Here is a 26,725-nt window from a genome sequence, read left to right on the forward strand (position 1 = left end):
TAGCAGGTCATGCTTGACCGGACTTGTCCTCTATATCGGGATGGATAGGAAAAAATTCCAGACCCCGAATTCGTCTTGAGGACCTTCCGGTTTTAGCGGTTTTTTGACGGGGTTCAAGCTTCGGCGACAGTCAGGCTGGTGACCGCGAATTTTTGCGTGATGTCCCGGCAGGCCGTGCCGGAGTACAGCTTGATGCCGACGATGGTATTCGCCGTCGTCTGAAAGCCGAGACAGCCTGTCTCGCCGTAGGTGGAGGCATTGATGTTCGACAATGTGCCGGAATTGCCGCTGATCGCGTTGAGCCACGTCAGCGACAAGGCCTGCGTCGGCTTTCCGGCGGCAAGGTCCTGGCTGATAGTGTCGAGGTTCTGCGCGATCACAGACCGGTCGTCCTCGTTGATATCGGCATAGGCGACGTCGGATGCGGACGGAATGGAGCCGGTCAGGACTGTCGGGGAATCGATGTTGTTGCTGCCCACCGGAACGGACAACTGGCTACAGCCGCCAAGTGCGGTTGCAATGGCCATGCAAAGTGCGGCTAAGGGTTGGATCTTTATGTGCCCGGCAGTATATGAACGCATACGATACATTTTTCAGGCAGCCCCCCGGTCCGGCTTTTCGAGCCGCTTTAAAGGCTGTCGTTTCCTTCGACAGGTTACCGATGACAGACCTTAAAGATCCCCCTGAAGAGTTAACAAAAGGTGACTTTACAGAGGTAGTGAAACCATTTGAGCTTTTTGCAGAATGGCTTGAGGACGCCAGGGCTTCGGAGCCCAACGATCCCAACGCACTGGCGCTATCGACCGTCGACCCAGACGGCCTGCCGAATGTGCGGATGGTTCTGCTGAAGGACTTCGACGAACGCGGCTTTGTTTTTTACACAAATTTCGAAAGCGCCAAGGGGCAGGAGCTGCTCTCCGCCGGCAAGGCTGCCATGTGCTTCCACTGGAAGTCCTTGCGCCGGCAGGTTCGCATTCGTGGCCTTGTCGAACAGGTTTCGAACGAGGAAGCGGACGAGTACTACCGCTCCCGGCCGCGCGGCAGCCGGATCGGTGCCTGGGCGTCCAGGCAATCGCGGCCGCTGGAAAGCCGTTTCGCGCTGGAAAAGGAAGTGGCGAAATATACCGCCAAGTTCGGTATCGGCGACATTCCGCGGCCCGACCACTGGTCAGGCATGCGCCTGGTGCCGGTTTCCATCGAATTCTGGCACGACCGGCCGTTCCGGCTTCATGACCGCGTGCAGTTCACCCGAACTGGCGCGGATCAGCCATGGTCCAAGGCGCGCCTTTATCCGTAACGCGCCTGCGACAGGGGCTGAAAGTTTCAAGATGCCGGACCGGTTAAAGCAGGCGTTTCCAGCGGAAGAACAGGAACGTCAGCCCGACTGACGACACCATCAGGCCCAACGAGAACAGGAACCCGAGCTGCCAGTTCAGCTCGGGCATGTTGGCAAAGTTCATGCCGTAGATCGATGCGATCAAGGTCGGTGGCAGGAAGATCACGCTGACGACCGTAAAGATCTTCGAGATCTGGTTCTGCTCCAGCGTGACGAGGCCGACCGTTGCGTCCAGCAGGAAGGACAGCTTGTTGTCCAGTGCGTCGCCGTGTTCCTTGATGGAATGGATGTCCCTGCCGAACATCTTGCAGTCGGCTTCCTGCTCTTCGTTCAGGTTCAGACGTTTGGCATGTGTGCTGAGGTAAAGCATCATCCGCGACAGGCTGGTGCAGACATCGTGCATCTTGGACACATGCAGTCCGATCTGTCCCAGTTGCTTGATGGCGATCTGATAGCTTGCGGTCTTGCGCATGTTGAGGCCGTCGCCGAACACCTGCACTGCCAGTTTGTCATACCGCGCTGACGCGCTTTCCATTTCATCCGCACACCGGTCGACGATGATGTCGAGCATCGTGAAGAGAACAGCCGGCCCCTTGTGGGCGATCGTCGAATCGGCCTGAACCTTGCGGGACAGAAGGGCGATGGATTTCGGTTCGCCATAGCGCACTGTCACCAGCCGCTTGGCATTGACGACAAATGTGACAGACGAAAGCGCCGGGTCGATCATCTGCGTGGCGATCGGAAGCTGCGCGGTCATCACCACGGCGCCGGGCTCCAGATAAAGGCGTTCGGAGGTTTCGATGGAGGCGATCTCGTCCCGTGTCGGGATTTCCGCGCCCATCAGCTTTTCTGCTGCCTTTTGCTCTTCCTGCGTCGGGGCGACCAGGTCGATCCATACAGACGTGGTCGGAAGGGGGGCGCCGGAGGCAAGCTCAAGACGCTCCAGACCTTTGACGGTCGGGCAGTAGGCAATGATCATGCAGGCAATCTCCGCCGAAGGACACGGAGCGTGCCCTGTTCGGCGGCAGTTTGCCCAACAGATCGGAAGACGGCAACCGTCTGAAGAAAGTGTTTTGCGGCACCCCGACGGGGCTTGGCCGCTTCAGGATCGCGGACATTCAATCGTCACCGATTGCATGTCCGAACGCTATCCTGGACCGGTCATGCCGGCATTCAAACAGCGTCTCGAAACACCATGGCAAGCTGGCCGTCACCAGCGGCTTGCCGCGTCTTCGAACGCTATGGCGCAGCGGCTCAGTTCTTCTTTTTGGCCACCGTGCCCGAATTCTTGCAAAGGGCAGCTGCATTGAGGGCTGCGATGCCGACGGGCTTGTAGAGGTTCACCAGTTTCGCATCGGCGCTTTGCTTCGGGGCAGGGCGGGCAGATTGCTCAGACATTTGTCTCGTCCGTTGTCTTTTCCAGTGCCCGCTCTCTGGATTAAAGTTTTCATGGCTCGCGGGCGGTGTGCATGTCGTATCCAATTGCGGCAAACGGAAGGCAGAAAACACGCCTTTCAGCCGGTTTTTGCAATGGATGTGAAAAAGCATGCGCTTATTGGCGGAAATCGGCCAGTCAAAAACAATAACAAGATGTAACGAATCCCGGCCGGATTTGAAGTAATACGGTAAGGATTTATTTACGAATTAGGCCTGCCAGTCATTTGAGCAAGTATATGACTGCCCATTCATATGAAATAGCTTCTGTGATTCCGTAGTGGAGAGCCTCGCAAGGCACTGCAGAATCCTAGCAGCGATCGCGCGTAGCTGAGCAGTACCGTCGTGGCACAAAGCCCCAGTCCGGCCAGCATCAATGCAGAAGAGATCGAAGCTCCCAGAAGGATCATCAGGCCTCCTGTGCCGAGGCCTATGACCAAGAGGGCAATGGTTGTCCGCAGGTAGTGATAGTGGGCTTGCAGCCAGCGTCCGCCCGGTTCGGCATAGAGGATCGCAAATGCCAGGGCGATGGGCGACAGGAGTATCGTCAGAACCAGCAGGTGGCACAGGCAGATATTGGCAGAGCCTGGCCGAAACAAGCCAAATGGTGAAAACGCCTTTTGTTTTCCGTCACCGGCAGCGCGGTGTTCCTGTTCGCTCGCCGTATGACGGGACCGCAATCCGGTCATGCCTTACCCCGATTTGCAACTGTATTTCCGGCGTGTCTTGCTTGCACGTTTATCGTTTGCCCAGAAGGAATGTATGATGTGTTCGCTGTCGAAGTGAAGTTCATTTTTGACAAATTGGCTGTAAACGAAGAAACAATCAGGTGGACACCTTGCCGCGCCGATGCGGCAAGCCAGGCGAGATAGGATCTCATGAAGCGCTACGCCGTCTATAAAACAGCTTCGGCACCGGCCAGTCGCACGACCGGCTCCGTGGCGCTGGCGCTCGCGGCAATTGCCTTTCTGGCAAAGCGGTTCGGCCTGATCGACGCGGATGTATTTGTCCTGTCTCTGATTGCAGCGGCTACGATTGCGCTCGCCGCCATCCTGCTTGCCCTGTTCGGCTTCCACCGGATCTGGACCTATGGCGGACCCGGCGTGCCGGCGGCGCTCACAGGTTTGTTCCTGGGGCTGCTGGCGCTTGCGACGCCTGTGCTTGTGGTCGGAATGCTGGTCATGCACGCGGGAGCGAGCGACCTGGCCACCAACCGAACCGATCCACCCGAACTTGAAACGAATGTGGCTTCAAGCGAACAGCCTTTTCTCGACTGGCTGAACACCGCGCTTGTTGAAGACGTCTGGCCGGCCGTTGCCGCTTATACGGGTGCCGCGCCGGGCATGACTGCTATGGCCAATTCGGCGGAAGACCGTCTTTACCCCGATATCGTTCCGCGCCGATACCGCATTTCTACCGCTCAACTGCATGCGGCGAGTGTCAAGGCGCTTGAAGGTCTGAACTGGCAGGTCGTTGATGAATTGCCGCCCGATCTCCTCGATGCACCGACCTATCTGCAGGCCGAGGGCACTTCGCAGATCCTGGGATTGAAACACGATATCGTACTGCGCGTCCGGCCGGATTCGGTGGGGGCCCTGCTTGACGTTCGTTCGCGTTCGCGCACACCGCTGAAGGACCTGACCGACAATGCGGACCGCATCCGTCTTGTCTTCAGCGAGATCGACCGTGTCCTTCTGGAAACATACGGCGATCTGGCGCGGCTTTCGGTCGACGAGACAGAGCTGGAAGAAGACCTGCCGGCCGAACCGGTTGAAGACTTGCGCGAAACCATTCCGTTGCCGAGCTTCAAACCCTATTTCGAGGACGAGGATGCGCCGGTTGCCGAAGGTCTGGATGCGGTCGATCTGGAAGGCTGATCGCTTGCAGGCTCAGCCGGTGAGGCGATAGCGGGCGGCAAGAGACAGCTCCGGACTGGCCTCGACGCGGCCTCTGTCCGCAAGGTCCTCCAGGTGCGCGAATACGGACAGACCTGCCGCCGGGTGCAGCGCCGAATCAACCGCTGCATAGAGCACCGATACGATTTCCGGAATCGATCTTTCGCCTTTTGCCAGTTCATGAAGGATCGAGGCTTCCCGGTCGAGCCTGTGCCGCTTCAGGTCGCGGACGTAGTCGATGGCATTGCGAACAATACCGCCGTGTCCGGGTAGATAGACGGTTTCGGAACGGGCCAGCAGTTTGTCGATCGAGGCCATGTAGTCCCGCATGCTGCCGTCGGGTGGGGCGACGACCGATGTCGACCAGCCCATGACGTGATCGGCGGACAGCAGAACCGGTTCCCCGGCAAGGGCAAAACACAGATGGTTGGACGTGTGGCCGGGCGTGGCGACGGCTTCAAGCGAAATGCCTGCGGCCTCGAACATCTCGCCATCTTCCAGCAACCTGTCGGGCGCGTAGTCCTTGTCGCCGCTGGCGTCGAGTGGATTGACCTCGTTTTCAAGAAGCGCTCGTGCCGGCCGGTGCGGCCCGCACCCGATGATCTCGGCACCGGTTCTTTCTTTCAAGAGCCGTGCGCCCGGCGAATGATCCACATGCGTGTGGGTGATCAGGATCGCCTCGATGACTGCGCCTTGTGCAGCCTTCAAGATGGTGTCGACCTGGCCCTCCAGGGCAGGCCCGGGGTCAACGCAGATCAGCCGACTGGTCCCCAGCAGATAGCTGTTGGTGCCATGAAAGGTGAAAGGCCCCGGGTTGTTAACCGTTAGCCGGCGCACGCCCGGCATCAGCTCGACGGCAGTTCCATATTGCGGATCGAACGTGCGATCGTGCTTCATGATGTCTCCAGTTGGTTCCGCCAGGGGCGACAGTTTCGGCAGGTTCTGCCTCGGTCTGTACGTCATGTATCTGACGTTTGAATCGGCTAGGGAAGCGGTACTTTGCCAAGCCGGGTCCAAATGTGAAACAGTGCGTTTGGGGTTGGAAAGAACGAATTTGACGGAAAATCATGACACATGACACCGAGTGCCGGGTTGAAGGCATGTTGAATCTGCCGCGGAGCCAGGCGTTTTCACTGTTTGTCGACCGGCTTGATCTGTGGTGGACATCGCCTTTCAAGGATGCGGGCGAGGGCAAGGTTCAGGCGGGTATCGATCCCTATGCGGGCGGTAGCTGTTATGAGATCGACAGTGAAGGCCAGCACAGGGTCTGGGGAACCGTCCTCTCACTGGAACCGCCGCTTTACATTCGTCTGGCCTGGCAGGTCAGCCGGGATGGCGAGGAAGTTGCGGATCCTGCGACGGCAAGCCGTGTCATGGTGAACTTCCGCGAGGCCGGGGACAGCACGCGCCTTGAAATCGTTCACAGTGAGTTTCTGAGACATGGCGAAGCGGGAGCGGAATATCTGGAACGCATGCGCCAGCCTGATGGCTGGCCGCGTATTCTGGACAACCTGAAATCCGCCGCCAGACATCCCTTGCCTCAAAATCGGTGATTGGTGCGGGTATTTGGCGCCGGTTCGGAAGTTTCGGTTCACCTGACACGAACAGCGTTGGTGGGTCGGAGCCCGTTTTCAGGGGTGTATTTGATTGTCGCTTGGCTGACATGCTTTCCGTGTTAGGGGAGTGGTCCGATGCTGCCCCGATCTCCCTATTCCGACCTTGCACATTTACTGAGACGTCGAAATAGTGTCTGCACTCGGGACACCTAACTGCTGAAACGAATTCGCTCGACCGTCCATGACCCAACCGCCTTCGCCAATCGAAGAACCTGCTGAAGACCGGCAGGCCGCATCGCCGCTGACCCGACTTGGCGAAGCCCGCTGGATTCTGCTGTTCGCGTTTGCTGCTGCCGCAGGCGCGGTCATCGTCCATGAAGTGCCGTTGACGACGGCGCTGCTCGCCATGGCGGCAATTGTTGTCGTGGCCTGTTTCGTGCCGCGCAAGTCTTCGAGCCGCAGGGTCAAGCTGAATGCCCAGCGGGAAATCCGCAGGATGTGGCCGGGTACGGGCATGAAGGTCACTGTTGATGCGTTGCCGACACCCTGCTTCGTTGCCGACGGGCGGGGCATCACCCGCTATGTCAACAAGCAGGCGCTGTCGATTTATGAAGGCGTGAAACCGGGGGATCCTCTGTCCTTCTCGCTCCGGGCTCCTTCGCTGCTGGAAGCGTTCGACCGTGTCTGCACAACGGGTGAGGCCGAGAAGATCAGCTGGATCGAGAAGGTGCCGACCGAAACCTGGTACGAGGCTCATATCTCGCCGATCTACATGCCCGGAAGCGCAGGCCTGGAAAAGATGCCGAGCTTGCCGGACTTCATTCTGGTGGTCATTCAGGACCTGACAGAAAATCGCCGGCTTGAACGCATGCGCACGGACTTCGTCGCCAATGCCAGCCATGAACTGCGCACGCCTCTGGCCTCGCTCACCGGATTTATCGAGACCTTGCAAGGACCTGCGCGCAACGATCCGGAGGCGAGAGACAGGTTTTTGTCGATCATGCTGGATCAGGCGGGGCGCATGCGCCGGTTGATCGATGATATCCTGTCGCTGTCGCGGATCGAGCTGAAGGCGCACGTCCGGCCCGCAAATGCTGTCGATCTGTCAGAGATCGTCCGGCATACGACCGATGCGCTGTCTCCGCTGGCCTCCGACATGGGCGTCGAGATCCGGCTTCAGCTCCCGGACACCCCCGTGCGGATCAGGGGCGACAGGGACGAGCTCATCCAGGTGACGGAAAACCTGATCGAGAACGCGCTGAAATACGGCCATGACGGCAAGTTCGTCGACGTCGGCCTTGAAAGACCGCAGGCGCCGCAGGATGCACTGACCTGGCAACTTTCGGTACGCGACTACGGCGAGGGCATCCCGCGTGAGCATCTGCCGCGCCTGACGGAGAGGTTCTACCGGGTCGATGTCGAATCGAGCCGGGCGATGAAGGGGACGGGCCTCGGACTTGCCATCGTGAAGCACATCCTGACACGACACAGGGGCCGGATGGAGGTGGAGAGCGAGCCGGGGCAGGGGGCGACGTTCAAGGTCAGTTTGCCTGCCATGGAGAACGTTGAAGGTCTGCCAGAGAAGATCTCCGCCTGATGCCGGATTGGCGACTGTCGTATTCCTGAGACGCGAGACTGCTAGAGACTTGCCACTGCAAGATCGGAAAAGTCTTTTGTGACCGGTCAGGCGATCCGCCTAAAGGAAGGCCTGTCTTGCCGGATCGCGCCAGCATTTTTGTCCAGGAGTTTTAACGTGCCGATGTATTTTTCAGCCCGCGCTGTGTTGTGTGGCGTTTTTTGTTTGGCATCCCTGACCGCCGAAGCGCGTGACCGATTGCTTATCGTCGGCTCGTCAACGGTATTTCCGTTTGCGACCGCGGTCGCAGAAGCAGTCGGCAGCAACGGCGTAAAGTTCCCGATTGTCGAATCCACGGGCTCAGGCGCCGGTTTCAACCTGTTCTGCAAGGGCGTTGGTGAACACACGCCGGACATCACCAATGCATCCAGGCGCATGAAACCTTCGGAACTGGACACCTGTCTCGCAAACGGTGTCACGCCGGTCGAAGTGGAAATCGGTTATGACGGCATCGTGCTGGCCAATTCGCGCAATGGCCCGAAATTCACCCTGACCGTGGAGCAGATTTTCGAGGCGCTGGCCGAGAAACTCCCGAAGGACGGACAGCTTGTCGACAATGGCAACCTTGCCTGGTCGGACATCGACGCGGATTTGCCGAATGAGGAGATCGAGGTGCTTGGACCGCCTCCGACCTCCGGCACTCGTGATGCGTTCGAAGAACTTGTCATGGAAGAAGGCTGCAAGTCGGTCAAGGATCTGGAAAAGGACGGTTGCACGCGCATTCGCCGGGACGGCAGCTTTGTCGAAGCGGGCGAGAACGACGACCTGATCGTCGGTGCTCTGGAGGCCAATCCCGTGACGGTCGGCATCTTCGGCTATTCCTTCCTGATGCAGAACCGGGACAAGATCCAGAGCGTTGGCGTCAACGGGGTCGAGCCGACGTTCGAAAAGATTGCCTCCGGGGAATACCCGGTGTCCCGCCCGCTGTTTTTCTACATCAAGAAGGAACACGTCGGCCTTATTCCTGGCATGGAGGAGTATGTGGCTGCCTTCACCAGCGAAGAGGCCTGGGGCGACGATGGGTATCTGGCGAGCAAGGGACTGATTCCCCTGTCTGCCGAAAAACGCAGGCAAGAGGCGACCGACGCAATGGCGTTGCCGGCCTTGCAACTCTGATCGAGCCGAGCCGGGCAATGCAAAACCCCGTTCGGCCGCTGCGGCAGGTGCCTGAAAGCCTCCCTGATCAGGCATAACGCTCGCCAGATGGATAAAAGGGATGCCTGTCAGCTTTGCCGAGGCAAGTGAGAGCTGCACCATGTGCACCTCGAGACGGGTTTTTGTGACCCTTTGCGACATAAAACCGTCAAGGAACAGGTTTTCTTGAGTAATTTCAGTATCTTAAATTGTCACAAAACTGAAAAGGAACTGTCATAGAACTCTCATCCGTGGAGCCTAGGTTCCCCGCATCGCTCGTGCACATCCAAGCGCGGTGATCATCTAGAAACCTTGACATTCAAAGGGAGTGGTCAAGTGAAATTTACGACCCTCGTTAGCGCAACTGCTCTTGCCGTTGCTTCCACTGCATTCGTTGGTTCGGCTCAGGCTCGCGACCAGGTGCAGATTGCTGGTTCCTCCACGGTTCTTCCTTATGCTTCCATCGTTGCTGAAGCATTCGGCGAAAACACCGATTTCCCGACACCGGTCGTTGAATCCGGTGGCTCCTCTGCTGGTCTGAAGAAGTTCTGCACCGGCGTTGGCGAAAACACCATCGACATCGCAAACGCTTCCCGCGCTATCCGCGAGAAGGAAATCAAGGCTTGTGCCGAAGCTGGCGTGAAAGACATCATCGAAGTCCGCATCGGCTACGATGGCATCGTCTTCGCTTCCCAGAAAGACGGCCCGGCTTTCAACGAATTCACCCAGGTTCAGTGGTTCAACGCTCTGTCCCCGAAAGTCCTGAAGGACGGTCAGATCGTCGACAACCCGTACACCAAGTGGTCCGAAGTTGACGCTTCCCTGCCGGACGCGGAAATCGCTGCTTTCATCCCGGGCACCAAGCACGGCACCCGTGAAGTGTTCGAAGAAAAAGTTCTGGCTGTTGGCTGTGAAGAATCCGGCGCTCTGAAAGCCATGATCGACGGCGGCATGTCCGAAGACGACGCTGAAGACGCCTGCATCGCAGTTCGCACGGACGGCAAGTCGGTCGACATCGACGGCGACTACACCGAGACCCTGGCTCGCATCGACTCCAACCCGAACGGCGTTGGCGTTTTCGGCCTGGCGTTCTACGAGAACAACACCGACAAACTCAAAGTGGCAACGATGGCCGGTATCGCTCCGTCCACCGAAACCATCGCCAAGGGTGAGTACCCGGTGTCCCGTCCGCTGTTCTTCTACATCAAGAAGGCACACATCGGCGTTATCCCGGGCCTGAAAGAATACGCTCAGTTCTTCGTTTCTGACGAAATCGCTGGCCCGGACGGCCCGCTGGCCCAGTATGGCCTGGTTTCCGATCCGGAGCTTGCAGCTACGCAGGCTTCCATCGAAGCCGAAGAAACGATGGGCAACTAAGCACATCTTTCCGGAAGGGCGGCTTCGGCCGCCCTTTCTTTCTTCTTTGCCGGTTGGGTCGCCCTATGTCACTTCCATATATTCTTATTGCGCTGCTGGTTCTGGCTGTCGCCGGATACATAGTCGGCCGCGGAAAAGCCTTAAGTTCTGCCGGAGGGGATGTGCGTGAGCTCCATTCCCTGCCTGGTTATTACGGCTGGAACGTCGTTGTTTCGATACTGGTTCCTGCCCTCCTGCTGCTCATTGCGTGGCTGATCTTCCAGCCCATCATTCTTGACAGCCAGGTTTCCTCCAAGATTTCCGAAGAGACCATTGCCGCAAGTTCACTCGACCTCGTCATGAGCGACGTCGTACGTGTTGCCGAGGGTCTCGACCTTGCCGTTTCTCAAGGCGCCATGTCGGCCGACATGGCGTCTTCCATCCGCACCGATCTGACCGACGTGCGCAGCCGTCTCGGCGAGATAGGTGTCGCGCTCGGTTCCGAAGTGACCGCCGAAACGTTGCGGGCCGCGCAGACATACCGCAGCATCTCGGGTACAGGCCTGCTGTTGCGGACAATCGGCGTTCTGGCGGTCGGCCTGATCGGTTTCGCTGTCGGTGTTCTGCGCACCAACAAGGATTTCCGTGCCCGCAACGTCGTGGAAACGGTCGTCCGCTATATCCTGATTGCAGCAGCCTCGATCGCCATCCTGACGACTGTCGGCATCGTGCTGTCGCTGATCTTCAACACGGTCGAGTTCTTCCGGCTCTATCCGGCTGCTGATTTCTTCTTCGGCCTGACCTGGGCGCCGAGCTTCGGCGGTGGATCGGAGCTGGGGATCGTGCCGCTGATCTGGGCGACCATGTATATCTCCCTGATCGCACTTGCCGTTGCCGTACCGATCGGTCTGTTCGCTGCCATCTACCTGTCTGAGTATGCAACGCCGCACGTACGCGCCGTCGCCAAGCCGCTGCTCGAGATCCTGGCCGGTATTCCAACCATCGTTTATGGTCTCTTCGCGCTGCTGACAGTCGGGCCGCTCCTGATGAACGTCTTCGGCTCCGGCGGTGCGCTTGGCGTAAGCTGGATGTCCGGTGCTTCCTCGGTGTTCACCGCGGGCGCTGTCATGGGCATCATGCTGATCCCCTTCGTCAGCTCGCTTTCCGACGACATCATCAACGCTGTGCCGCAGGCCATGCGTGACGGATCGCTCGGACTTGGTGCCACCCATTCGGAAACCGTGAAGCAGGTCATTCTGCCGGCGGCCCTGCCGGGGATCGTCGGGGCCATCCTGCTGGCGGCCTCTCGCGCCATTGGTGAAACCATGATCGTTGTGCTGGGGGCCGGCGCTGCTGCCCGGCTCAGCATGAACCCGCTCGAAGCGATGACCACCGTAACCGCGAAGATCGTCAGCCAGCTCACCGGCGACGCCGACTTTGCCTCCCCGGAAGCCCTTGTCGCCTTCGCACTCGGCATGACCCTGTTCGTCGTGACCCTGGGGCTCAACATCGTCGCGCTCTACATCGTGCGCAAATATCGGGAGCAGTACGACTAATGACCGACACGACCCTTACGCCACCGTCGGGCAAGACCAGTGCTCCGACCCCGCACAAGACCACGTCGATCCTCGAACTCGATCCGCTGACCAGAAAGCGCAACGCCGCTGAAGCGCGCTTCAAGCTCTACGGCATCATTGCCATCGGCATCGGCCTGTTCTTCCTCGTCGCGCTGTTGTGGGCAATCCTTTCCAACGGCCTTGGCGCCTTCAGCCAGACGTTTCTGAAGGTGGATGTCCCGCTCAATCAGGAGCAGATTGCCGAAGCGGAAAAATCGGTGGTCAAGACCTCCAAGTACCGGGCCATCATCGACGACGCCTTTGCCAAGGAACTCGCCGGTCTCAACATCACCACCGACATGTCGGCAAAGGACCTGCAGAAGCTGTTCTCCTCAGGGGCTGCCGCGACGGTTCGTGACTATGCACTTGCCAACCCGGACAAGATCGGCACGACGGTAACCTTCGAGCTGATCGCCTCATCCCGTGTCGACGGCTACCTGAAGGGCCGCGTCAAGCGCGAGGATCTTGCCGAAGACAAGAACCTGGATGCCGCACACCTGGATCTGGCTGACCAGATGCAGTCCGCCGGCATTCTGGAGAAGCGCTTCAACTGGGCCTTCATCACCGGAACCGATGCTTCCGACAGCCGTCCGGAGCAGGCCGGCATCGGGGCGTCCATGATCGGATCGCTGTTCATGATGCTGGTGGTGCTGTTCCTGTCGCTGCCGATCGGCGTGGCCGCTTCCATCTACCTGGAAGAGTTCGCTCCGCAGAACAAGTTCACCGATCTGATCGAGGTGAATATCTCCAACCTGGCCGCCGTTCCCTCCATCGTGTTCGGTATTCTCGGTCTGGCGGTGTTCATCCAGTTCATGCATCTGCCGCAATCCGCACCACTGGTCGGTGGTCTGGTGCTGACGTTGATGACACTTCCGACGATCATCATCTCCACCCGCGCCTCCTTGAAGGCCGTTCCGCCGAGCATCCGCGATGCGGCCCTTGGCATTGGCGCCTCCAAGATGCAGTCGATCTTCCACCATGTCCTGCCGCTGGCAATGCCTGGCATTCTGACCGGCACGATTATCGGTCTGGCACAGGCGCTTGGGGAAACCGCTCCGCTGCTGCTGATCGGGATGGTCGGTTTCATCGCCTCCAATTTCCCGGACGGTGTGGCTGCCGGTTTCTTCTCTCCGAACTCGGCCATGCCGGCCCAGATCTACGAGTGGGCGAAACGCGCCGACCCGGCTTTCTATGAACGCGCTTGGGGCGGGATCATCGTGCTGCTGGTCTTCCTCATGACCATGAACATTATCGCTATCATCCTGCGCCGCAGGTTTGAACGCCGCTGGTAAGGATTGCTCCGATGAACGAGATGCCGAATTTTGAACAGGCGAAAACCATGACCGACAGCAAAATTTCCGCGAACAAGGTGCAGGTCTATTATGGCGATACCCACGCCATCAAGGACGTGGACATCGAGATTCAGCCGCGGTCCGTGACTGCCTTCATCGGTCCGTCCGGGTGTGGCAAGTCGACGTTCCTGCGGACGATCAACCGCATGAACGACACCATCGACATCTGCCGTGTGGAAGGGTCGATCAAGATCGACGGTGAGGACATCTACGATCCCAAGGTCGATCCCGTACAGCTGCGCGCCAAGGTCGGCATGGTTTTCCAGAAGCCGAACCCGTTTCCCAAGTCGATCTACGACAACATTGCGTACGGTCCGCGAATCCATGGTCTGGCCCGCAACAAGTCCGAGCTTGATGAAATCGTTGCCTCCAGCCTGCAGAAGGCCGGGCTTTGGGAAGAAGTCAAGAACCGTCTGGACGAGCCGGGCACCGGCATGTCGGGCGGTCAGCAGCAGCGTCTGTGCATTGCCCGTGCCATTGCCGTCAGCCCGGAAGTGATCCTGATGGACGAACCGTGCTCGGCGCTTGACCCCATCGCGACCGCGAAGGTGGAAGAGCTGATCGACGAACTGCGGGAAAACTTCACCATCGTGATCGTGACCCACTCGATGCAGCAGGCTGCCCGTGTGTCTCAGCGTACCGCGTTCTTCCACCTGGGTGTTCTGGTGGAGGAAGGTCTGACGGAGGACATCTTTACCAATCCGAAGGACAAGCGTACGCAGGACTATATTACGGGCCGCTTCGGCTAAGCATTTTTTAGGTTTCTGAAGGGGACACAGGATGTCTGAACATACAGTCTCGGCTTACGATGACGAACTGACGGCCATGGCCGGCAAGGTTGCCGAAATGGGTGGTATTGCCGAAAAGGCTTTCGCCGATGCGGTGTCCGCGCTGGTGTCGCAGGATCTGGAGCTTGCCAAGGCGACGATCAAGGGCGATGTCCGTCTGGACAGCCTTTACAACGAACTTGAAGTGAAGCTGATCGAGCTGATCGTCCGCCGCCAGCCGATGGGGCAGGACCTGCGTGAAATCACCGCCGCAACGCGCATTGCCAATGACCTGGAGCGTGTTGGCGATCTTGCCAAGAACGTTGCCAAGCGCGTCATCGCCATCGACAGCGACTTGCAATCCAAGAAGCTCGCGATCGGTGTGGAGCACATGACGGAACTCGCTCTTTCGCAGCTCAAGCAGGTGTTGGATGCCTACGCCCGCAAGGATGCGGAAGCCGCCCGCCGGGTTCAGGAAGCCGACGCCGAGGTCGACGCGATCTACACGTCGATCTTTCGCGAACTCCTGACCTACATGATGGAAGACCCGCGGGTCATTACACAGTGCGTCCATCTCTTGTTCTGCGCAAAGAACATCGAGCGCATCGGCGATCACGCGACGAACATCGCCGAGAACGTCTACTACATGGTCACTGGCGAGCGTTTGCCGGAAGACCGGGCAAAGGTCGACGAAACAGGCGCGGTCTGACCCGCCGGTAATCGTCGGATTTGCAGAAGATCTTAACGGCCGGCGCTTCGGCGCCGGTTGCGGTAATTGGAGCGAGATGTATGCCGAAGGTGCTCATCGTTGAAGACGAAGAACCGCTCAGCCTTCTATTGAGATACAATTTGGAAGCGGAAGGGTACTCGGTCGAGTCCTGTGTCCGGGGTGACGAGGCGGAAATCCGCCTGCGGGAAAGCCTGCCGGATCTGTTGCTGCTCGACTGGATGCTGCCGGGCCTGTCCGGAATTGAACTGTGCCGCCGCCTGCGGGCGCGCGAGGATACCGAGCGCCTGCCGGTCATCATGCTGACGGCACGCGGTGAGGAAGCAGAGCGCATCCGCGGCCTGTCGACCGGTGCCGACGACTACGTGGTCAAGCCCTTCTCGGTACCGGAATTGATGGCCCGCGTGCGCGCCATCCTGCGCCGGGCAAGCCCGGAAGTGGTGTCCAGCATGTTGCGGTCCGGCGACATCGAACTGGATCGCGAAACGCACCGTGTTCGTCGCAACACCAAGGAAATACACTTGGGGCCGACGGAATTCCGCCTGCTGGAATTCCTGATGACATCGCCTGGCCGTGTCTTCTCCCGCGAACAACTGCTGGATGGGGTCTGGGGTCACGATGTCTACGTGGATGAACGCACTGTCGATGTTCACGTCGGTCGCTTGCGCAAGGCTCTGAACAAGGGCAAGGCAAAGGATCCTATCCGTACCGTCCGTGGTGCCGGATATGCCTTCAATGACCAGTTCACCTCTGCCACTGCCTGAGGGCAACTTGCAGAATGGAATTAAGGAGCCCGCTTTCAAGCGGGCTTTTTGTTTCTCAGCGGTTATGTGCCTTTCGCGGAGCAAGGTTCTCTTCTGCGACCACCCCATCAGTTGTGTCGGTGTCGGGGCTGATCCTGCGGTCCCTGTCGTGGCGGAGCGGTCAAACAAGGTTTGTTTTGATGGAACGGAAACGGCATGGAGCGGTGCCGAGAACAAGCCATGGGAGGTCACTGTTCGGGGTCGGGCATCTGGTCAAAGGAAGGCCCAAACAAAAAAAGCCCGCCAAATCGGCGGGCTTTGTCATGAATTGGTTAGGTGCGAGGCTATCAGCCTGCCTGAGCCATCGTCTTGCGATCGCGGCGGCGGTCGGCGACCGGCTGATACGCGATCTTGCAGTGATGAGCGCAGTAGGGGACGCCGGCATCGGACTGGCGGCCGCAGAAGTAGAAGTCGTCGGTCGCCGGGTCGCCAATCGGCCATTTGCAGGTCCGCTCGGTCAGCGTCAGGATGGTAGCCCGCTGCGAGATCGGAACAAGTTCTGCAATCGGCTCTACGCGTGGCTTGGCAGCCACCACTGGAGCCGGCGAGATGTCTGCTTTCAGGGCCGTTGCGCCGATCGACTGCGGATGTGACGTCGTCGGTTTCTTCGGCGCTGCACCGGTTGCAGGAGCTGCGGTGCGCGGCCGGCGTGGCTTAGCGCTTGAAGAGGTGGACTTGGCGCGGCCGGACAGGCCAAGGCGGTGCACCTTGCCGATCACGGCGTTACGGGTAACACCACCCAGTTCGCCTGCGATCTGGCTTGCGCTCAAGCCGTCGCCCCAAAGCTTTTTGAGAAGCTCAACTCGTTCGTTTGTCCAACTCATTGCCGCACCCTTTAGTTTGACCGTCCTGCGGCCATTAACCCCGTGTTAAGCATGCGCAAGCACGCTTAATGCTGGCAGATCTAGTGCCTCTTGGTGATTTGCCTCACGAGATCTCGTGTCTGATTGCTGAGAGGTTACAATAACGTTAATTTGTCAGGCAACCACTCGACCCAAACCAGTTGGGGATGAAACGACTTTTCCCCAATTATGGCGAGGTCATTGAGAATTTTATGAAATCCGCCCTCCGCGGCACATGAAATGTCTTGTGCGCCATTTCCATTGACAGTGCATGGTACCGGCAGTGTATAAGAAAGCCGCTGCGTGCCGCCTCATCGGGGCGGCACGTCGCGTTTTGGCCCTTCGGCATCTTTTCAAGGTGACGGCCCGGCGTCGGGGCGACGCAGGGGACAGCAGGGGCGTTTAAAGGAGACAAACGAGGTTATGTCCGCGACTGCACTATTCGGAAATTACGCAAGATCGAACCTGTCTTTCGATCATGGGGAAGGCGTCTGGCTGGTTACCACCGATGGCCGACGATTCCTCGATTGCGGTTCCGGCATCGCGGTCAACGCACTCGGTCATGCCCATCCGCATCTGGTCAAGGCGTTGCAGGATCAGGCAGCCAAGCTGTGGCATACCTCCAACCTGCACCAGATCCCGGATGGCGAACGGCTGGCGCAGCGCCTGTGCGCGGAAACCTTTGCCGACAAGGTGCTGTTCGTGAATTCCGGCGCGGAAGCGATGGAAGCTGCCATCAAATGCGCGCGCCGTTATCATTATGACAACGGCAACCCCGAGCGGTTCCACATCGTGACCTTTGAAGGCGCTTTCCATGGCCGGACCATCGCGACCATCGCGGCTGGCGGCCAGGCGAAATATCTTGAGGGCTTTGGCCCGAAGGCTCCCGGTTTTGACCAGGTGCCGGCAGGAGACCTGGATGCGCTGAAAGATGCCATCGGTCCGCAAACGGCCGCGATCGCGATCGAGCCCGTGCAGGGCGAGGGCGGTATCCGCGAAATTCCGGCCGATTTCCTGCGTGCGCTGCGCAAGATCTGTGATGACAACGGCATTCTGCTGATCTTCGACGAGATCCAGACCGGTGTCGGACGGACCGGCAAGTTGTTCGCTCACCAGTGGGCGGGCGTGGAACCGGACCTGATGGCAATCGCCAAGGGTATCGGCGGCGGGTTCCCGATGGGCGCATGTCTTGCAACGGCAGAAACGGCGGCGGCGCTGTCCCCCGGGACCCACGGCACCACCTTTGGCGGCAATCCGCTGGCCATGGCAGTCGGCAATGCCGTTCTGGACGTCGTTCTGGAAGACGGGTTCCTGGAAGGTGTCCGTCAGAAGGGGCTCAGCTTCAAGCAGAAGCTGGCCGCACTGGTGGACGGCCATCCGGACGTTCTGGCCGAAGTGCGCGGCAACGGTCTGATGCTCGGTCTGAAATGCGTGGTGCCGGTGGCAGATTATGTGCTTGCAGCCCGTGAAGCCGGTCTGCTGGCAGTTCCTGCCGGCGATAACGTGGTGCGCATCATGCCGCCGCTGACCATGAGCGAAGAGGAAATTTCCATTGCTGTCGAGCGCCTGGAACAGGCTGCTGTCGCCATGGAAGCGAAATTGGCGGAAGGAGCGGCCTGATGACCGCAAACGGAACCTACCGGAACTTTCTGGATCTGACGGACTTCGAAGGCGACGAACTGCGCGCCATTCTGGACACCAGCCGGAAGATCAAGTCGAGCCGTAACGGCGTGCATCGCGGCCAGGGGCCTCTGGCCGGCAAGGTGCTGGCGATGATCTTCGAACAACCGTCGACCCGTACGCGCATTTCCTTCGATGTCGGCATGCGCGAGCTTGGCGGCGAGACCTTGATGCTGACCGGTGCGGAAATGCAGCTCGGCCGCGGAGAGACAATCGCCGATACGGCGCAGGTTCTGTCGCGCTTCGTCGACGCGATCATGATCCGCATCCTCGATCACAACGACCTGCGTGAACTTGCAGAAAATGCGACAGTGCCGGTGATCAACGGCCTGACCAAGCTCTCGCATCCCTGTCAGATCATGGCGGATCTGTTGACCTTTGAAGAGCATCGCGGTTCGATCAAGGGCAAGAGCGTTGCCTGGACCGGTGACAGCAACAACGTGCTGGCTTCCTGGATTCATGCCGCGCCGCGCTTCGATTTCGAATTGCGCATCGCGACGCCGGGCGAACTGGCGCCGCCGATGGACCTGATTGAAACTGCTCGTGCCAAGGGTGGTTCCATTCAGGTCACGACGGACCCATATGAGGCAGTCAAGGGGACCGACTGTGTCGTGACCGACTGCTGGGTGTCCATGGGTGATGACGATGCGGAATCGCGTCACAACCTCCTCAGCGCCTATCAGGTCAACAAACGCCTGATGGCTGAGGCAAACCAGGACGCCCTGTTCATGCATTGCCTGCCGGCCCACCGGGGTGAGGAAGTCACCTCGGACGTCATGGACGGTCCCAACTCCGTTGTGTTTGACGAAGCCGAAAACCGGCTCCATGCCCAAAAGGGCATTCTGGCCTGGTGCTTCGGCGCAGCATAAGGCAAGCCAAGTGGCACTTAATCTTGATGAACTGGGCATTACGCCTGCAGGGCTGGACGCTGTCCGGCCCTTTGCCGTGGAAGGGCTCGATGTGCGCGGCCGTGCGGTCGCGCTTGGTCCTGTCCTGGAAAAAATTCTGGACCGGCATGCCTATCCGGAACCGGTCTCGCGCCTGCTGGCGGAAGCGATCGTTCTGACCAGCCTTCTGGGCACGTCGCTGAAATTCGACGGTCGCTTCACACTGCAGACGCAGACGAAGGGGCCGGTGTCCATGCTGGTCGTCGACTTCAAGTCACCCGACGCAATCCGCGCCTGCGCAACCTTCGATGCTGCAGAAGTCGCAGCGCTGATGGCTGATGGCAAGGCAACGCAGGAGGCCCTTCTCGGGCACGGACATCTGGCGATGACCATCGACCAGGGAATGCACATGCAGCGCTACCAGGGACTGGTGGAGCTGGATGGTGTCTCGCTGGAAGAAGTCGCACGCCGGTACTTCGAGCGATCCGAGCAGATCCCGACAGAAGTTCGTCTTGGTGTCGGTGAACTGTTCACCCGCCAGGAAGGCGAGGGGCACGTGAAAACCTGGACCGCCGGCGGGATCCTGATCCAATTCCTGCCGGAAGCGCCGGAACGCATGCGCCAGGCTGACATTGATCCGGGCAATGCCCCGGAAGGCACGAGCCCGCACGAGATTGACGAGGACGATGCCTGGGTGGAAGCCAAGGTACTGGTCGAGACGGTCAAGGATGTCGAACTGACTGATCCGGAAGTCAGCGTGGAAATGCTGCTCTTCCGGCTGTTTCACGAACGCGGCGTCCGCCTTTTCGAGCCGCAGCCGCTGGTCGACAAGTGCAGCTGCTCTCGCGAGAAGATCGAGAATGTTCTCGCCGGGTTCAGTGACGACGATGTCGACCACATGACTGTCGACGGCAAGATCATCGTCACCTGCGAGTTCTGCAGCACCAGCTACGAATTCGACGGCAAGCCTGGCCAGTAAGCCGGACTGTCGTGAAATTCAAAAAGCCCGGATCGGAAACGGTCCGGGCTTTTTTCCTTGCTGCCTTGCGCGTAAGCCCTGGACTTGCGCTGCGCTTGTCCGGGTACGTAGTGGGCCCTAACTCGTGAGCCGATCCACGAATGCCCTGACTGCTTCGGCTGCCAGCTTGATGTTGCCGTCGAGTGTCGCCGGCGACTTGCCGCGCGGTCCGAAGTCGTGGTTGCCGTCTTCCAGATAAGTAAGGCTGACATGAGCTGGCAAGGTGACTTCATCGAGTTCCGCCTTCGAGCCGAACGGATCCCGGTCGCCCTGGAGAACCAGAACCGGCCGTTTGGCGTCCTGCAGCGGCTGGAGCCGCCACTCGGCATCGGCCTTGCCGGTCGGGTGGAAAGGGTAGCCGAAACAGGCAACGCCCTTGGCACGCCCGGGCAGCGAGCCGCCGCCTGCCAGCATCGCGGCGACCCTACCACCCATCGATTTGCCGCCGATCAGCAGAGGGCCGTCGCTCTGGCTGAGGACAGATTGCAGGGCGGTCTGGAACTCGGCAATCAGCTTGTCGGCCCGGGGCGGCGGCTTTTTCGGGCCTCCCGTCCGGCGACCGGCCATATAGGCAAATTCAAAACGTGCGGCTGCAATGCCTTGGCTCGCGAGGGCTGCCGCAAGCTTGTTCATGAAGGTTGAGTCCATGGCTGCGCCAGCGCCATGGGCCAGCAGCAGTGTTGCCACAGGTGGCGTTTCGGGGCGGTTCCAGAGAAAGTCGGTCATGATGATGTGATCTGTCGCAGCGGCAAGGAATGATATCAGGAGTATTGTCGTATCGCCCTATCGTGCCATCGGGACCGTGGCAAGCAGCATTAGTCAGGACGTTTCAAAAGACCCCATGTTTGACCAGATCGACATCAACCAGGTTCGCATGGCCTGTTTCGGCGGCATCTTTCTGATAATGGCGCTGTTGGAGGCGGGCTTGCCACGGCGGCGCCTGAAGAGCAGCCGTTTGAAGCGCTGGCCGACCAACTGGGGCATTGTTCTGCTCGATGCCCTTCTGGTGCGGCTGATCTTCCCCATCGGCGGCGTCGGCCTTGCAATGCTGGCACAGGAAAAGGGTTGGGGCCTCTTTGCATTGCTCGGCTGGTCGGGTGTTGTGGCCGGTCTGATCACCTTCGTCGTGCTCGATCTTGCGGTGTGGTTTCAGCACCTGGTCTCACACAAGGTTCCTCTGTTCTGGCGCATTCACCGCATGCACCACGCAGATAGTGAGGTGGACGCAACAACCGCGCTCAGGTTCCACCCGATCGAAATTCTGCTGTCCTTCCTCTGGAAGGGGCTGGTCATCATCGCCCTCGGCGGTCCTGTTGAAGCCGTGCTGATCTTCGAGATCGTTCTCAACGGCTCTGCGGTTTTCAGCCACGCCAATGTCCGCTTGCCGCTTTGGCTGGACCGCCCCTTGCGGTTTCTGATCGTCACTCCGGACATGCACCGCATTCATCACTCGGTGCTACCGCACGAGACGGATTCCAACTACGGGTTCTATCTTTCGGTCTGGGACCGTCTGTTCGGAACCTACGTGGAAGATCCCGAGCAAGGACAGGAGACGATGGAAATCGGGCTCGGTGCCGCGCTCACGCCGCGTGCGCATTCGTTTCCCTTCAGCCTGGCGATCCCGTTCCTGAAAAATCCGGACCGCCGGAAGGAGGCGCGTGTCGAGGACGCGAAAGGCAAAAGATGACCTGGTTCTTTGTCAGGAATGGTGGGAAAGGTCAGAAGAAGCTCATGGGAAAATAGCGCAGGTAAAGCTCGCGGTAGATGCCCTTCTGGTGAAGCTGGCGCAAGGCATATGTGAGGGCCGCAGCCCGTTCCGGATCGTCCTGGCGGGTCGCAATGGCCATGCCTTCATCAAAATAGCCCGGCTCCAGCCACGGGCCGCCGGCAAAGGCACAGCAGCCATCTGCAGCTTCGCTCGGCAGCCAGAAGGACAGGTTCAGGCCGTCGCCGAACAGAGCATCGGCCGAACCGCCCTTGACTGCCTCACGTGTCGCCTCTGCGGTTTCCAGACTGATGATCTCGGCATCAGGAAAGAAGCGCTTGGCAAACGCCTCGTAGCGGGACCCGGCTTCAACGGTTATCCGCTTGCCGGTGAGCGCCTGCTCGTTGAAATCGGACGCGTTGTACGCCCGAACCACAAACCGCGCCGGCAGCTTCAGATAGTCCTCGGTGAAGTTGAGGCGGCGCGTGGAGGGGAGGCTGCGCGACAGGCCGGAGATAATCGCGTCGCCTTCTTCTTCGTCCAATGCAGGTAGAAGAACCTCGAAGTCCTTGATGCGCAGGGCGCAGGAACTTCCAAGCTCCTGGCAGAGAGCCCGCGCGAGATCGACATTGAAGCCGGTAAGACGGCCATGCTGGTCACGGAATACGAAGGGCGGATATCCGTCGGTTGCCAGAAACTGGATCTTGTCCGGAATGGCATTTGGCCGGTCGTGGACGGCTTTCGGATCCCAGAAATTGGGAACGCGGACCGAAGCCTCCTGGGCTGAAACCGACAGGACGCCGAGCGCCAAAGTGCCAAGCGTCAGCAGCCCGGCTGCAACGCGGCAGATCGTCTTGAGAAGTGGCAGTGAAGCTGGCACGCGGACGCCTCGTTCCATATCAGGTCATGGTCGGCAATACGCGCCGGGAATCGTACAGACAGAATATCGCGAACCGGCAGCGCTTGTCAGCCCGCTCCGTCGAAGATGGCACGAGGCATTCCTGAAAACAAACGCGTGACCTCTGACAGGCACAGCGTCGCCTGAATTCCGCGGAATGCGGTCAGGTCTCCGGTTCCGGATCGTAGGAGCGCAGGACGACGATCGTATCGAAGCCCTTGATGTCATCTTCATAGAAATGCGCTTCGGTGAAAGTTGCATACGCTTCCATGGAAGAACACTGCACGGTGAGTACCAGATCGGCCGGCCCCGTGACGTGGTAGATCTTTTTCACTTCCCGAAGCTTCAGCAACTTCTGCCGCAACTTCGCCATACGCTCCGGTTGTCCACGCGACAGCATCAGCATCACGAGCAAGGTAACGGAGGCGCCAGTTGCCTCCGGTGACACGATGGCCACTTCCCGCTCGATCGCCCCGACTTCTCTCAGGCGTTGCACCCTGCGCAGGCAGGCGGCAGAAGACAGGCCAACCTTCTCGGAAAGTTCCTTGCCGGTTTGCCGGGCATCGAGACTGAGGAGATGCAGCAGCTGATGATCGAAATCGTCCAGATCCATGATGGGGGAGGTCCAGTTCGGCGTAGTCATGCGGTAGTTTATCTCAAAATCCGAATTATTGCGAATTTATCGCTCAATTTTGAGAATTTTGCGCACTGTCCGTAGAGGCTTTTTCTAAACTTGCTCCTGTCCCGTCGGAAAGGAGCAAAACAGATGACCGATCACCTTGTACCTCTGCACCTGGCGCGCGTCCGTAGAGCCGGTCTCGGTGCTGCCGTCTTGCATTTCGCGCTGAAGTGCCTGCGCCGTCGGCGCGACATGGCCCACCTGGCGGATCTGCCCGACTATCTCTTGAAGGATGTTGGCCTCAGCCGCGCAGATGTCCGGAAAACCCCACAGGTCGGCGAAACGCTGCGCTGAAGAAAAGCCACTGGGAAATTCGGGAATTGGATTGGTTGTTTGGAGCGCGTGAGGGGAATCGAACCCCCGTCTTAAGCTTGGGAAGCTTCTGCTCTACCATTGAGCTACACCCGCCGAACCTGATGAGCTTTCTGCGCCGACTTGCCCGACCTGTCAAGCACGCTTGTCTGATGGGTAGATGCTTTTCCAAAGCGCTGCGATCTTGCGCTGCGACGCTGAAATCGCCATGTTCCGGCCCGGGCAGTGCGGTACGCACGAAAAGACATCAAACCGGGTCATATATATGCGAAATCAGGTCAGGGCGCTGGTCACCTCACGCAACTGGGAAGTCTGCATCATTGGCGTTATCGTTTTGAATGCGGTGACGCTCGGTCTGGAGACCAGTCCTGCTGTCATGGCAGAGGTAGGCAGTTTCCTCAGGCTGGTCGATCAGGTGATCCTGGGCATTTTCGTCGTTGAACTGGCTTTGCGGCTCTATGCTCATGGCCTGAAGTTCTTCAAGGACCCCTGGAGCCTCTTCGACTTCAGCATCGTTGCAATCTCGCTGATGCCGGCAACAGGCAATCTGTCCGTTCTGCGGTCGCTGCGAATCCTGAGGGCTCTGCGTCTCATTTCCGTCGTACCGTCCCTGCGCCGTGTTATCGGCGGGTTGGTGGCCGCCCTGCCGGGCATGGGCTCCATCGTCGTGTTGATGGCGCTGGTCTTTTACGTCTTCGCCGTCATGGCGACCAAGCTCTATGGCGAAGCCTTTCCGGAATGGTTCGGCAACCTCGGCGCATCGCTCTACACGCTGTTCCAGGTCATGACCCTGGAAAGCTGGTCCATGGGCATCGTGCGTCCGGTCATGGATGTCTATCCCTATTCCTGGCTGTTCTTTGTCCCCTTCATCCTGTGCACGGCCTTCACGGTGCTGAACCTCTTTATCGGTATCATCGTCTCCGCCATGCAGGAGGAACACGAGGCTGAAGCCGACGCCAACCGTCAGGCCATTCATGACGACACAGGGCTGATCCTGGAAGAGGTCAGGGCGCTTCGAGCAGAACTGAAAGAGCTGAAGGCGGAAGCTGGCAAGACGCGGACGTAAGGCGGCCTGGTGGACTGAAACAGTGGCGTCAGCGGATAAACCAAGAGCTATCCACGATCTGATGCGTCGTCCCTTGACTGAACCGTGGGAACCAGGACGCTCCGTCTCCTGACCCAATTGTCTCTTTGTGACCGAGATCCAGGTATGGATTGCCGGATCAAGTCCGGCAATGACGACTGGGGGAGGGGCCGGCCCTAGTGCTTGGAAGGAGTGACGGGACGTCGACGCTCTCTAAAGTTCAGCCAGAACCTCTTCCGGCCCTTCGACGGTCAGCGTCACTCCGTCTTCGGTGTAGTCGCGCGCCATGACAGTCAGGCCGAGGGTCTCGATCCGCCGTTCCAGTTCCGATCCGGACGCAAAATCGGCGCGAACTGTTTTCGACAGTATCTTTTGAAACGGTACCAGGTCGGCGTTGTTGATCGCATCCTGCGCTGCGCCGGAATAGGCCCGGGCGAGGCCCCCACCGCCGAGTTTCGTACCGCCGAAATAACGCACGATCAGAACAGCGCAGTTGATCAGTTCGGCGCCTTGCAGCACGCGCAATGTCGGCATGCCGGAGGTGCCAGCCGGTTCACCGTCGTCCTTGCCGCTCTCCTCAATCCGGTCGTCTTCCAGAAGTCTCCGGTGCGCCGTGACGATGTGATTGGCCTTCTTGTGCTCCTTGCGCAGCTCTTCCATCCGCTGGTCGAACATGTCCACCGGCACCAGATGCGCCAGAAAGCGGGACTTCCGGTCTTCCAGAAATCCTTCAAACTCACGGGTGACGGTTTTCAGGGCCATCGGCGGTCAGGCGGGTGCCTTGAAGTGCTTGGACAGCTTGAGTGCCTGGCCCTGATAGTTGGAGCCGATGCCTTCACCGTAGAGTGTCGCCGGGCGCTCCGCCATGTGTTCATAGACCAGACGCCCGATGGTCTGGCCGTGTTCCACGATGAACGGGACATCATGTGAGCGGACTTCAAGAACCGCGCGTGAGCCGACACCACCGGCACTGGCGTGGCCAAAACCGGGATCGAAGAAGCCTGCATAATGGACGCGGAATTCGCCGACGAGCGGATCGAACGGCACCATTTCGGCCGCATAGTCCGGCGGCACATGCACTGCTTCCTGGCTGACCAGAATATAGAATGCATCCGGATCGAGGATAAGTTCCGCCCGCTGGCGGCGATAGATAGGTTCCCAGAAATCCAGAACGTCCTGCGCGCCGACGACATCCACATCGATCAGTCCAGAGTGTTGCTTGGCGCGATATCCGATCAGGCTGTTGGGTCCGGTCCCTTCCAGATCGATGGAGAGCTGCACACCGTTGCCGATGCGCTCGTTGCCGCCGCTCATCAATGTGTGGGCCTTGTGCACCTCTTCCAGTTCCGCATCGGGAATGAGCGATTGACCGCGCCGGAAGCGGATCTGGCTGAGGCGGGACCCGGACCGCACGAGGATCGGAAAGGTCAGCGGCGAGATTTCGGCATAAAGCGGACCGGTGTAGCCGGCCGGAATGGTGTCGAAGGCAAGGCCGTTGTCTGTGATGACGCGGGTGAAGACATCCAGGCGGCCGGTCGAGCTTTTCGGGTTGGCAGTTGCCGAAATATCGGGAGCCAGGGCGAGGCTTTCCTGCAGCGGCACGATATAGACGCAGCCTGTTTCAAGGACGGCACCTTCGCTCAGGTCGACCGTGTGCAGTTTCATCTGCTCAAGCCGAGCCGCGACCTGGATGTCGGGGCCCGGCAGGAAGCTGGCACGCACCCGGTAGGCTTCCTTGCCCAGACGCAGGTCGAGGCTGGCAGGCTGTATCTGACCGGTGACAGGCGGCGCGTCCGCTGAAATCTCTCCGGCGGCGAACATGGCCTGGATTACCCGTTCCGGCAAAATGCCGTTTGCTGTGAGAAGTGCGCTTCCGTTCAAGACCTGACCCGCTGTGACGTTCATGAAGATGTTCCGCATTATGCTGGTCTATGGTCATTAAAGGATCGGGCCGCCCGCGCCAACAGGCATTCTGGCAGAACGGGGCTTTTGAGAGGATCGTGCGCAA

At 59.3% G+C, this 26,725-nt stretch carries 28 protein-coding genes and 1 tRNA gene; 17 read left to right on the top strand and 12 right to left on the bottom strand.

Going from position 1 to position 26,725, the window contains the following annotated elements; translation table 11 throughout:
• Positions 1–113: 113 nt before the first annotated feature.
• A complete protein-coding gene (locus Q666_RS63095) occupies positions 114–527 on the bottom strand; it encodes an RT0821/Lpp0805 family surface protein (protein WP_023001830.1) in 414 nt (137 codons plus the stop codon).
• Between the two features lie 134 nt (positions 528–661).
• Here Q666_RS63095 and pdxH point away from each other — a divergent pair, with 134 nt between their 5' ends.
• A complete protein-coding gene (gene pdxH, locus Q666_RS63100; protein WP_031269667.1) occupies positions 662–1,297 on the top strand; it encodes a pyridoxamine 5'-phosphate oxidase in 636 nt (211 codons plus the stop codon).
• Positions 1,298–1,340: 43 nt separating this feature from the next.
• Here the strand turns inward: pdxH and Q666_RS63105 are convergent, their stop codons facing one another.
• The 3 genes from Q666_RS63105 to Q666_RS63110 all read right to left on the bottom strand — a co-directional run bounded on the left by Q666_RS63105 (position 1,341) and on the right by Q666_RS63110 (position 3,459).
• Positions 1,341–2,315, bottom strand: coding sequence for a magnesium transporter CorA family protein (locus Q666_RS63105; protein ID WP_023001828.1), 975 nt, complete (start codon positions 2,313–2,315; stop codon positions 1,341–1,343).
• Between the two features lie 275 nt (positions 2,316–2,590).
• Positions 2,591–2,734: a hypothetical protein gene (locus tag Q666_RS66500; RefSeq protein ID WP_023001827.1), complete on the bottom strand. Its 144-nt coding sequence runs from the start codon at positions 2,732–2,734 to the stop codon at positions 2,591–2,593.
• Between the two features lie 287 nt (positions 2,735–3,021).
• Positions 3,022–3,459 carry a hypothetical protein gene (locus tag Q666_RS63110; RefSeq protein ID WP_023001825.1) on the bottom strand — a complete coding sequence of 146 codons (438 nt, stop codon included), beginning with the start codon at positions 3,457–3,459 and terminating at the stop codon, positions 3,022–3,024.
• 189 nt (positions 3,460–3,648) lie between these two features.
• Between Q666_RS63110 and Q666_RS63115 the strand changes: the two genes are divergently transcribed.
• Entirely contained in the window at positions 3,649–4,647 is a 999-nt protein-coding gene (locus Q666_RS63115; protein WP_023001823.1) for a DUF1499 domain-containing protein, read from the top strand.
• A gap of 12 nt (positions 4,648–4,659) precedes the next feature.
• Here the strand turns inward: Q666_RS63115 and Q666_RS63120 are convergent, their stop codons facing one another.
• On the bottom strand, positions 4,660–5,562 hold the full coding sequence (locus Q666_RS63120) for an MBL fold metallo-hydrolase (protein ID WP_031269665.1): 903 nt from the start codon (positions 5,560–5,562) through the stop codon (positions 4,660–4,662).
• A gap of 170 nt (positions 5,563–5,732) precedes the next feature.
• Between Q666_RS63120 and Q666_RS63125 the strand changes: the two genes are divergently transcribed.
• The 9 genes from Q666_RS63125 to phoB all read left to right on the top strand — a co-directional run bounded on the left by Q666_RS63125 (position 5,733) and on the right by phoB (position 15,573).
• Positions 5,733–6,218: an SRPBCC family protein gene (locus Q666_RS63125; RefSeq protein ID WP_023001821.1), complete on the top strand. Its 486-nt coding sequence runs from the start codon at positions 5,733–5,735 to the stop codon at positions 6,216–6,218.
• 244 nt (positions 6,219–6,462) lie between these two features.
• Entirely contained in the window at positions 6,463–7,818 is a 1,356-nt protein-coding gene (locus Q666_RS63130) for an ATP-binding protein (RefSeq protein ID WP_023001820.1), read from the top strand.
• A gap of 204 nt (positions 7,819–8,022) precedes the next feature.
• Positions 8,023–8,973, top strand: coding sequence for a substrate-binding domain-containing protein (locus tag Q666_RS63135; RefSeq protein ID WP_023001819.1), 951 nt, complete (start codon positions 8,023–8,025; stop codon positions 8,971–8,973).
• Between the two features lie 354 nt (positions 8,974–9,327).
• Complete coding sequence (locus Q666_RS63140; RefSeq protein WP_023001818.1) at positions 9,328–10,368, top strand: substrate-binding domain-containing protein; 1,041 nt, start codon at positions 9,328–9,330, stop codon at positions 10,366–10,368.
• A 65-nt stretch (positions 10,369–10,433) separates the two neighbouring features.
• Positions 10,434–11,903 carry a phosphate ABC transporter permease subunit PstC gene (pstC, locus tag Q666_RS63145; RefSeq protein ID WP_023001817.1) on the top strand — a complete coding sequence of 490 codons (1,470 nt, stop codon included), beginning with the start codon at positions 10,434–10,436 and terminating at the stop codon, positions 11,901–11,903.
• Positions 11,903–13,255 (top strand): phosphate ABC transporter permease PstA, encoded by a 1,353-nt coding sequence (gene pstA, locus Q666_RS63150; RefSeq protein WP_023001816.1) that lies wholly within the window; start codon positions 11,903–11,905, stop codon positions 13,253–13,255. The genes pstC and pstA overlap by 1 nt, the downstream gene beginning before the upstream one ends.
• Before the next feature lie 47 nt (positions 13,256–13,302).
• Entirely contained in the window at positions 13,303–14,064 is a 762-nt protein-coding gene (gene pstB, locus Q666_RS63155; RefSeq protein ID WP_228148061.1) for a phosphate ABC transporter ATP-binding protein PstB, read from the top strand.
• Between the two features lie 31 nt (positions 14,065–14,095).
• Positions 14,096–14,791: a phosphate signaling complex protein PhoU gene (gene phoU, locus Q666_RS63160; RefSeq protein ID WP_023001814.1), complete on the top strand. Its 696-nt coding sequence runs from the start codon at positions 14,096–14,098 to the stop codon at positions 14,789–14,791.
• 80 nt (positions 14,792–14,871) lie between these two features.
• Positions 14,872–15,573 carry a phosphate regulon transcriptional regulator PhoB gene (gene phoB / locus Q666_RS63165; RefSeq protein WP_023001813.1) on the top strand — a complete coding sequence of 234 codons (702 nt, stop codon included), beginning with the start codon at positions 14,872–14,874 and terminating at the stop codon, positions 15,571–15,573.
• Positions 15,574–15,899: 326 nt separating this feature from the next.
• On the opposite strand, the gene Q666_RS63170 is transcribed toward phoB, so the two are convergent.
• A complete protein-coding gene (locus tag Q666_RS63170) occupies positions 15,900–16,436 on the bottom strand; it encodes a GcrA family cell cycle regulator (RefSeq protein ID WP_023001812.1) in 537 nt (178 codons plus the stop codon).
• A gap of 441 nt (positions 16,437–16,877) precedes the next feature.
• Here Q666_RS63170 and Q666_RS63175 point away from each other — a divergent pair, with 441 nt between their 5' ends.
• Genes Q666_RS63175 through Q666_RS63185 form a run of 3 tightly spaced genes read left to right on the top strand, consistent with a single transcriptional unit; the run spans position 16,878 to position 20,000 of the window.
• Positions 16,878–18,074 carry an aspartate aminotransferase family protein gene (locus Q666_RS63175; RefSeq protein WP_023001811.1) on the top strand — a complete coding sequence of 399 codons (1,197 nt, stop codon included), beginning with the start codon at positions 16,878–16,880 and terminating at the stop codon, positions 18,072–18,074.
• The gene (argF, locus tag Q666_RS63180) at positions 18,074–19,003 is read left to right on the top strand and encodes an ornithine carbamoyltransferase (protein ID WP_023001810.1); all 930 of its coding nucleotides are present in this window, start codon (positions 18,074–18,076) and stop codon (positions 19,001–19,003) included. The genes Q666_RS63175 and argF overlap by 1 nt, the downstream gene beginning before the upstream one ends.
• Positions 19,004–19,013: 10 nt before the next feature.
• Positions 19,014–20,000: an Hsp33 family molecular chaperone gene (locus Q666_RS63185; RefSeq protein ID WP_023001809.1), complete on the top strand. Its 987-nt coding sequence runs from the start codon at positions 19,014–19,016 to the stop codon at positions 19,998–20,000.
• A 117-nt stretch (positions 20,001–20,117) separates the two neighbouring features.
• Here the strand turns inward: Q666_RS63185 and Q666_RS63190 are convergent, their stop codons facing one another.
• A complete protein-coding gene (locus tag Q666_RS63190; RefSeq protein ID WP_023001808.1) occupies positions 20,118–20,765 on the bottom strand; it encodes an alpha/beta family hydrolase in 648 nt (215 codons plus the stop codon).
• A 115-nt stretch (positions 20,766–20,880) separates the two neighbouring features.
• On the opposite strand from Q666_RS63190, the gene Q666_RS63195 reads away from it, so the two are divergent.
• Positions 20,881–21,726: a sterol desaturase family protein gene (locus Q666_RS63195; protein ID WP_023001807.1), complete on the top strand. Its 846-nt coding sequence runs from the start codon at positions 20,881–20,883 to the stop codon at positions 21,724–21,726.
• A gap of 31 nt (positions 21,727–21,757) precedes the next feature.
• Here the strand turns inward: Q666_RS63195 and Q666_RS63200 are convergent, their stop codons facing one another.
• The gene (locus Q666_RS63200; RefSeq protein WP_208993948.1) at positions 21,758–22,624 is read right to left on the bottom strand and encodes a transporter substrate-binding domain-containing protein; all 867 of its coding nucleotides are present in this window, start codon (positions 22,622–22,624) and stop codon (positions 21,758–21,760) included.
• A gap of 181 nt (positions 22,625–22,805) precedes the next feature.
• Complete coding sequence (locus Q666_RS63205) at positions 22,806–23,285, bottom strand: Lrp/AsnC family transcriptional regulator (protein WP_023001805.1); 480 nt, start codon at positions 23,283–23,285, stop codon at positions 22,806–22,808.
• Positions 23,286–23,408: 123 nt separating this feature from the next.
• Between Q666_RS63205 and Q666_RS63210 the strand changes: the two genes are divergently transcribed.
• Positions 23,409–23,615: a DUF1127 domain-containing protein gene (locus tag Q666_RS63210; RefSeq protein WP_023001804.1), complete on the top strand. Its 207-nt coding sequence runs from the start codon at positions 23,409–23,411 to the stop codon at positions 23,613–23,615.
• Positions 23,616–23,655: 40 nt separating this feature from the next.
• Here Q666_RS63210 and Q666_RS63215 read toward each other — a convergent pair.
• Positions 23,656–23,729, bottom strand: a tRNA-Gly gene (locus Q666_RS63215).
• A 169-nt stretch (positions 23,730–23,898) separates the two neighbouring features.
• Here Q666_RS63215 and Q666_RS63220 point away from each other — a divergent pair.
• Positions 23,899–24,699, top strand: a complete 801-nt coding sequence (locus Q666_RS63220) for an ion transporter (RefSeq protein WP_031269660.1) — start codon at positions 23,899–23,901, stop codon at positions 24,697–24,699.
• A gap of 231 nt (positions 24,700–24,930) precedes the next feature.
• On the opposite strand, the gene Q666_RS63225 is transcribed toward Q666_RS63220, so the two are convergent.
• Positions 24,931–25,479 (bottom strand): YigZ family protein, encoded by a 549-nt coding sequence (locus Q666_RS63225; protein WP_023001802.1) that lies wholly within the window; start codon positions 25,477–25,479, stop codon positions 24,931–24,933.
• Between the two features lie 6 nt (positions 25,480–25,485).
• Entirely contained in the window at positions 25,486–26,622 is a 1,137-nt protein-coding gene (locus tag Q666_RS63230; protein WP_051990224.1) for a 2'-deoxycytidine 5'-triphosphate deaminase, read from the bottom strand.
• Positions 26,623–26,725 lie beyond the last annotated feature (103 nt).

This window comes from Labrenzia sp. C1B70 (genome assembly GCF_000475395.1).
Lineage (GTDB): Bacteria > Pseudomonadota > Alphaproteobacteria > Rhizobiales > Stappiaceae > Roseibium > Roseibium algicola.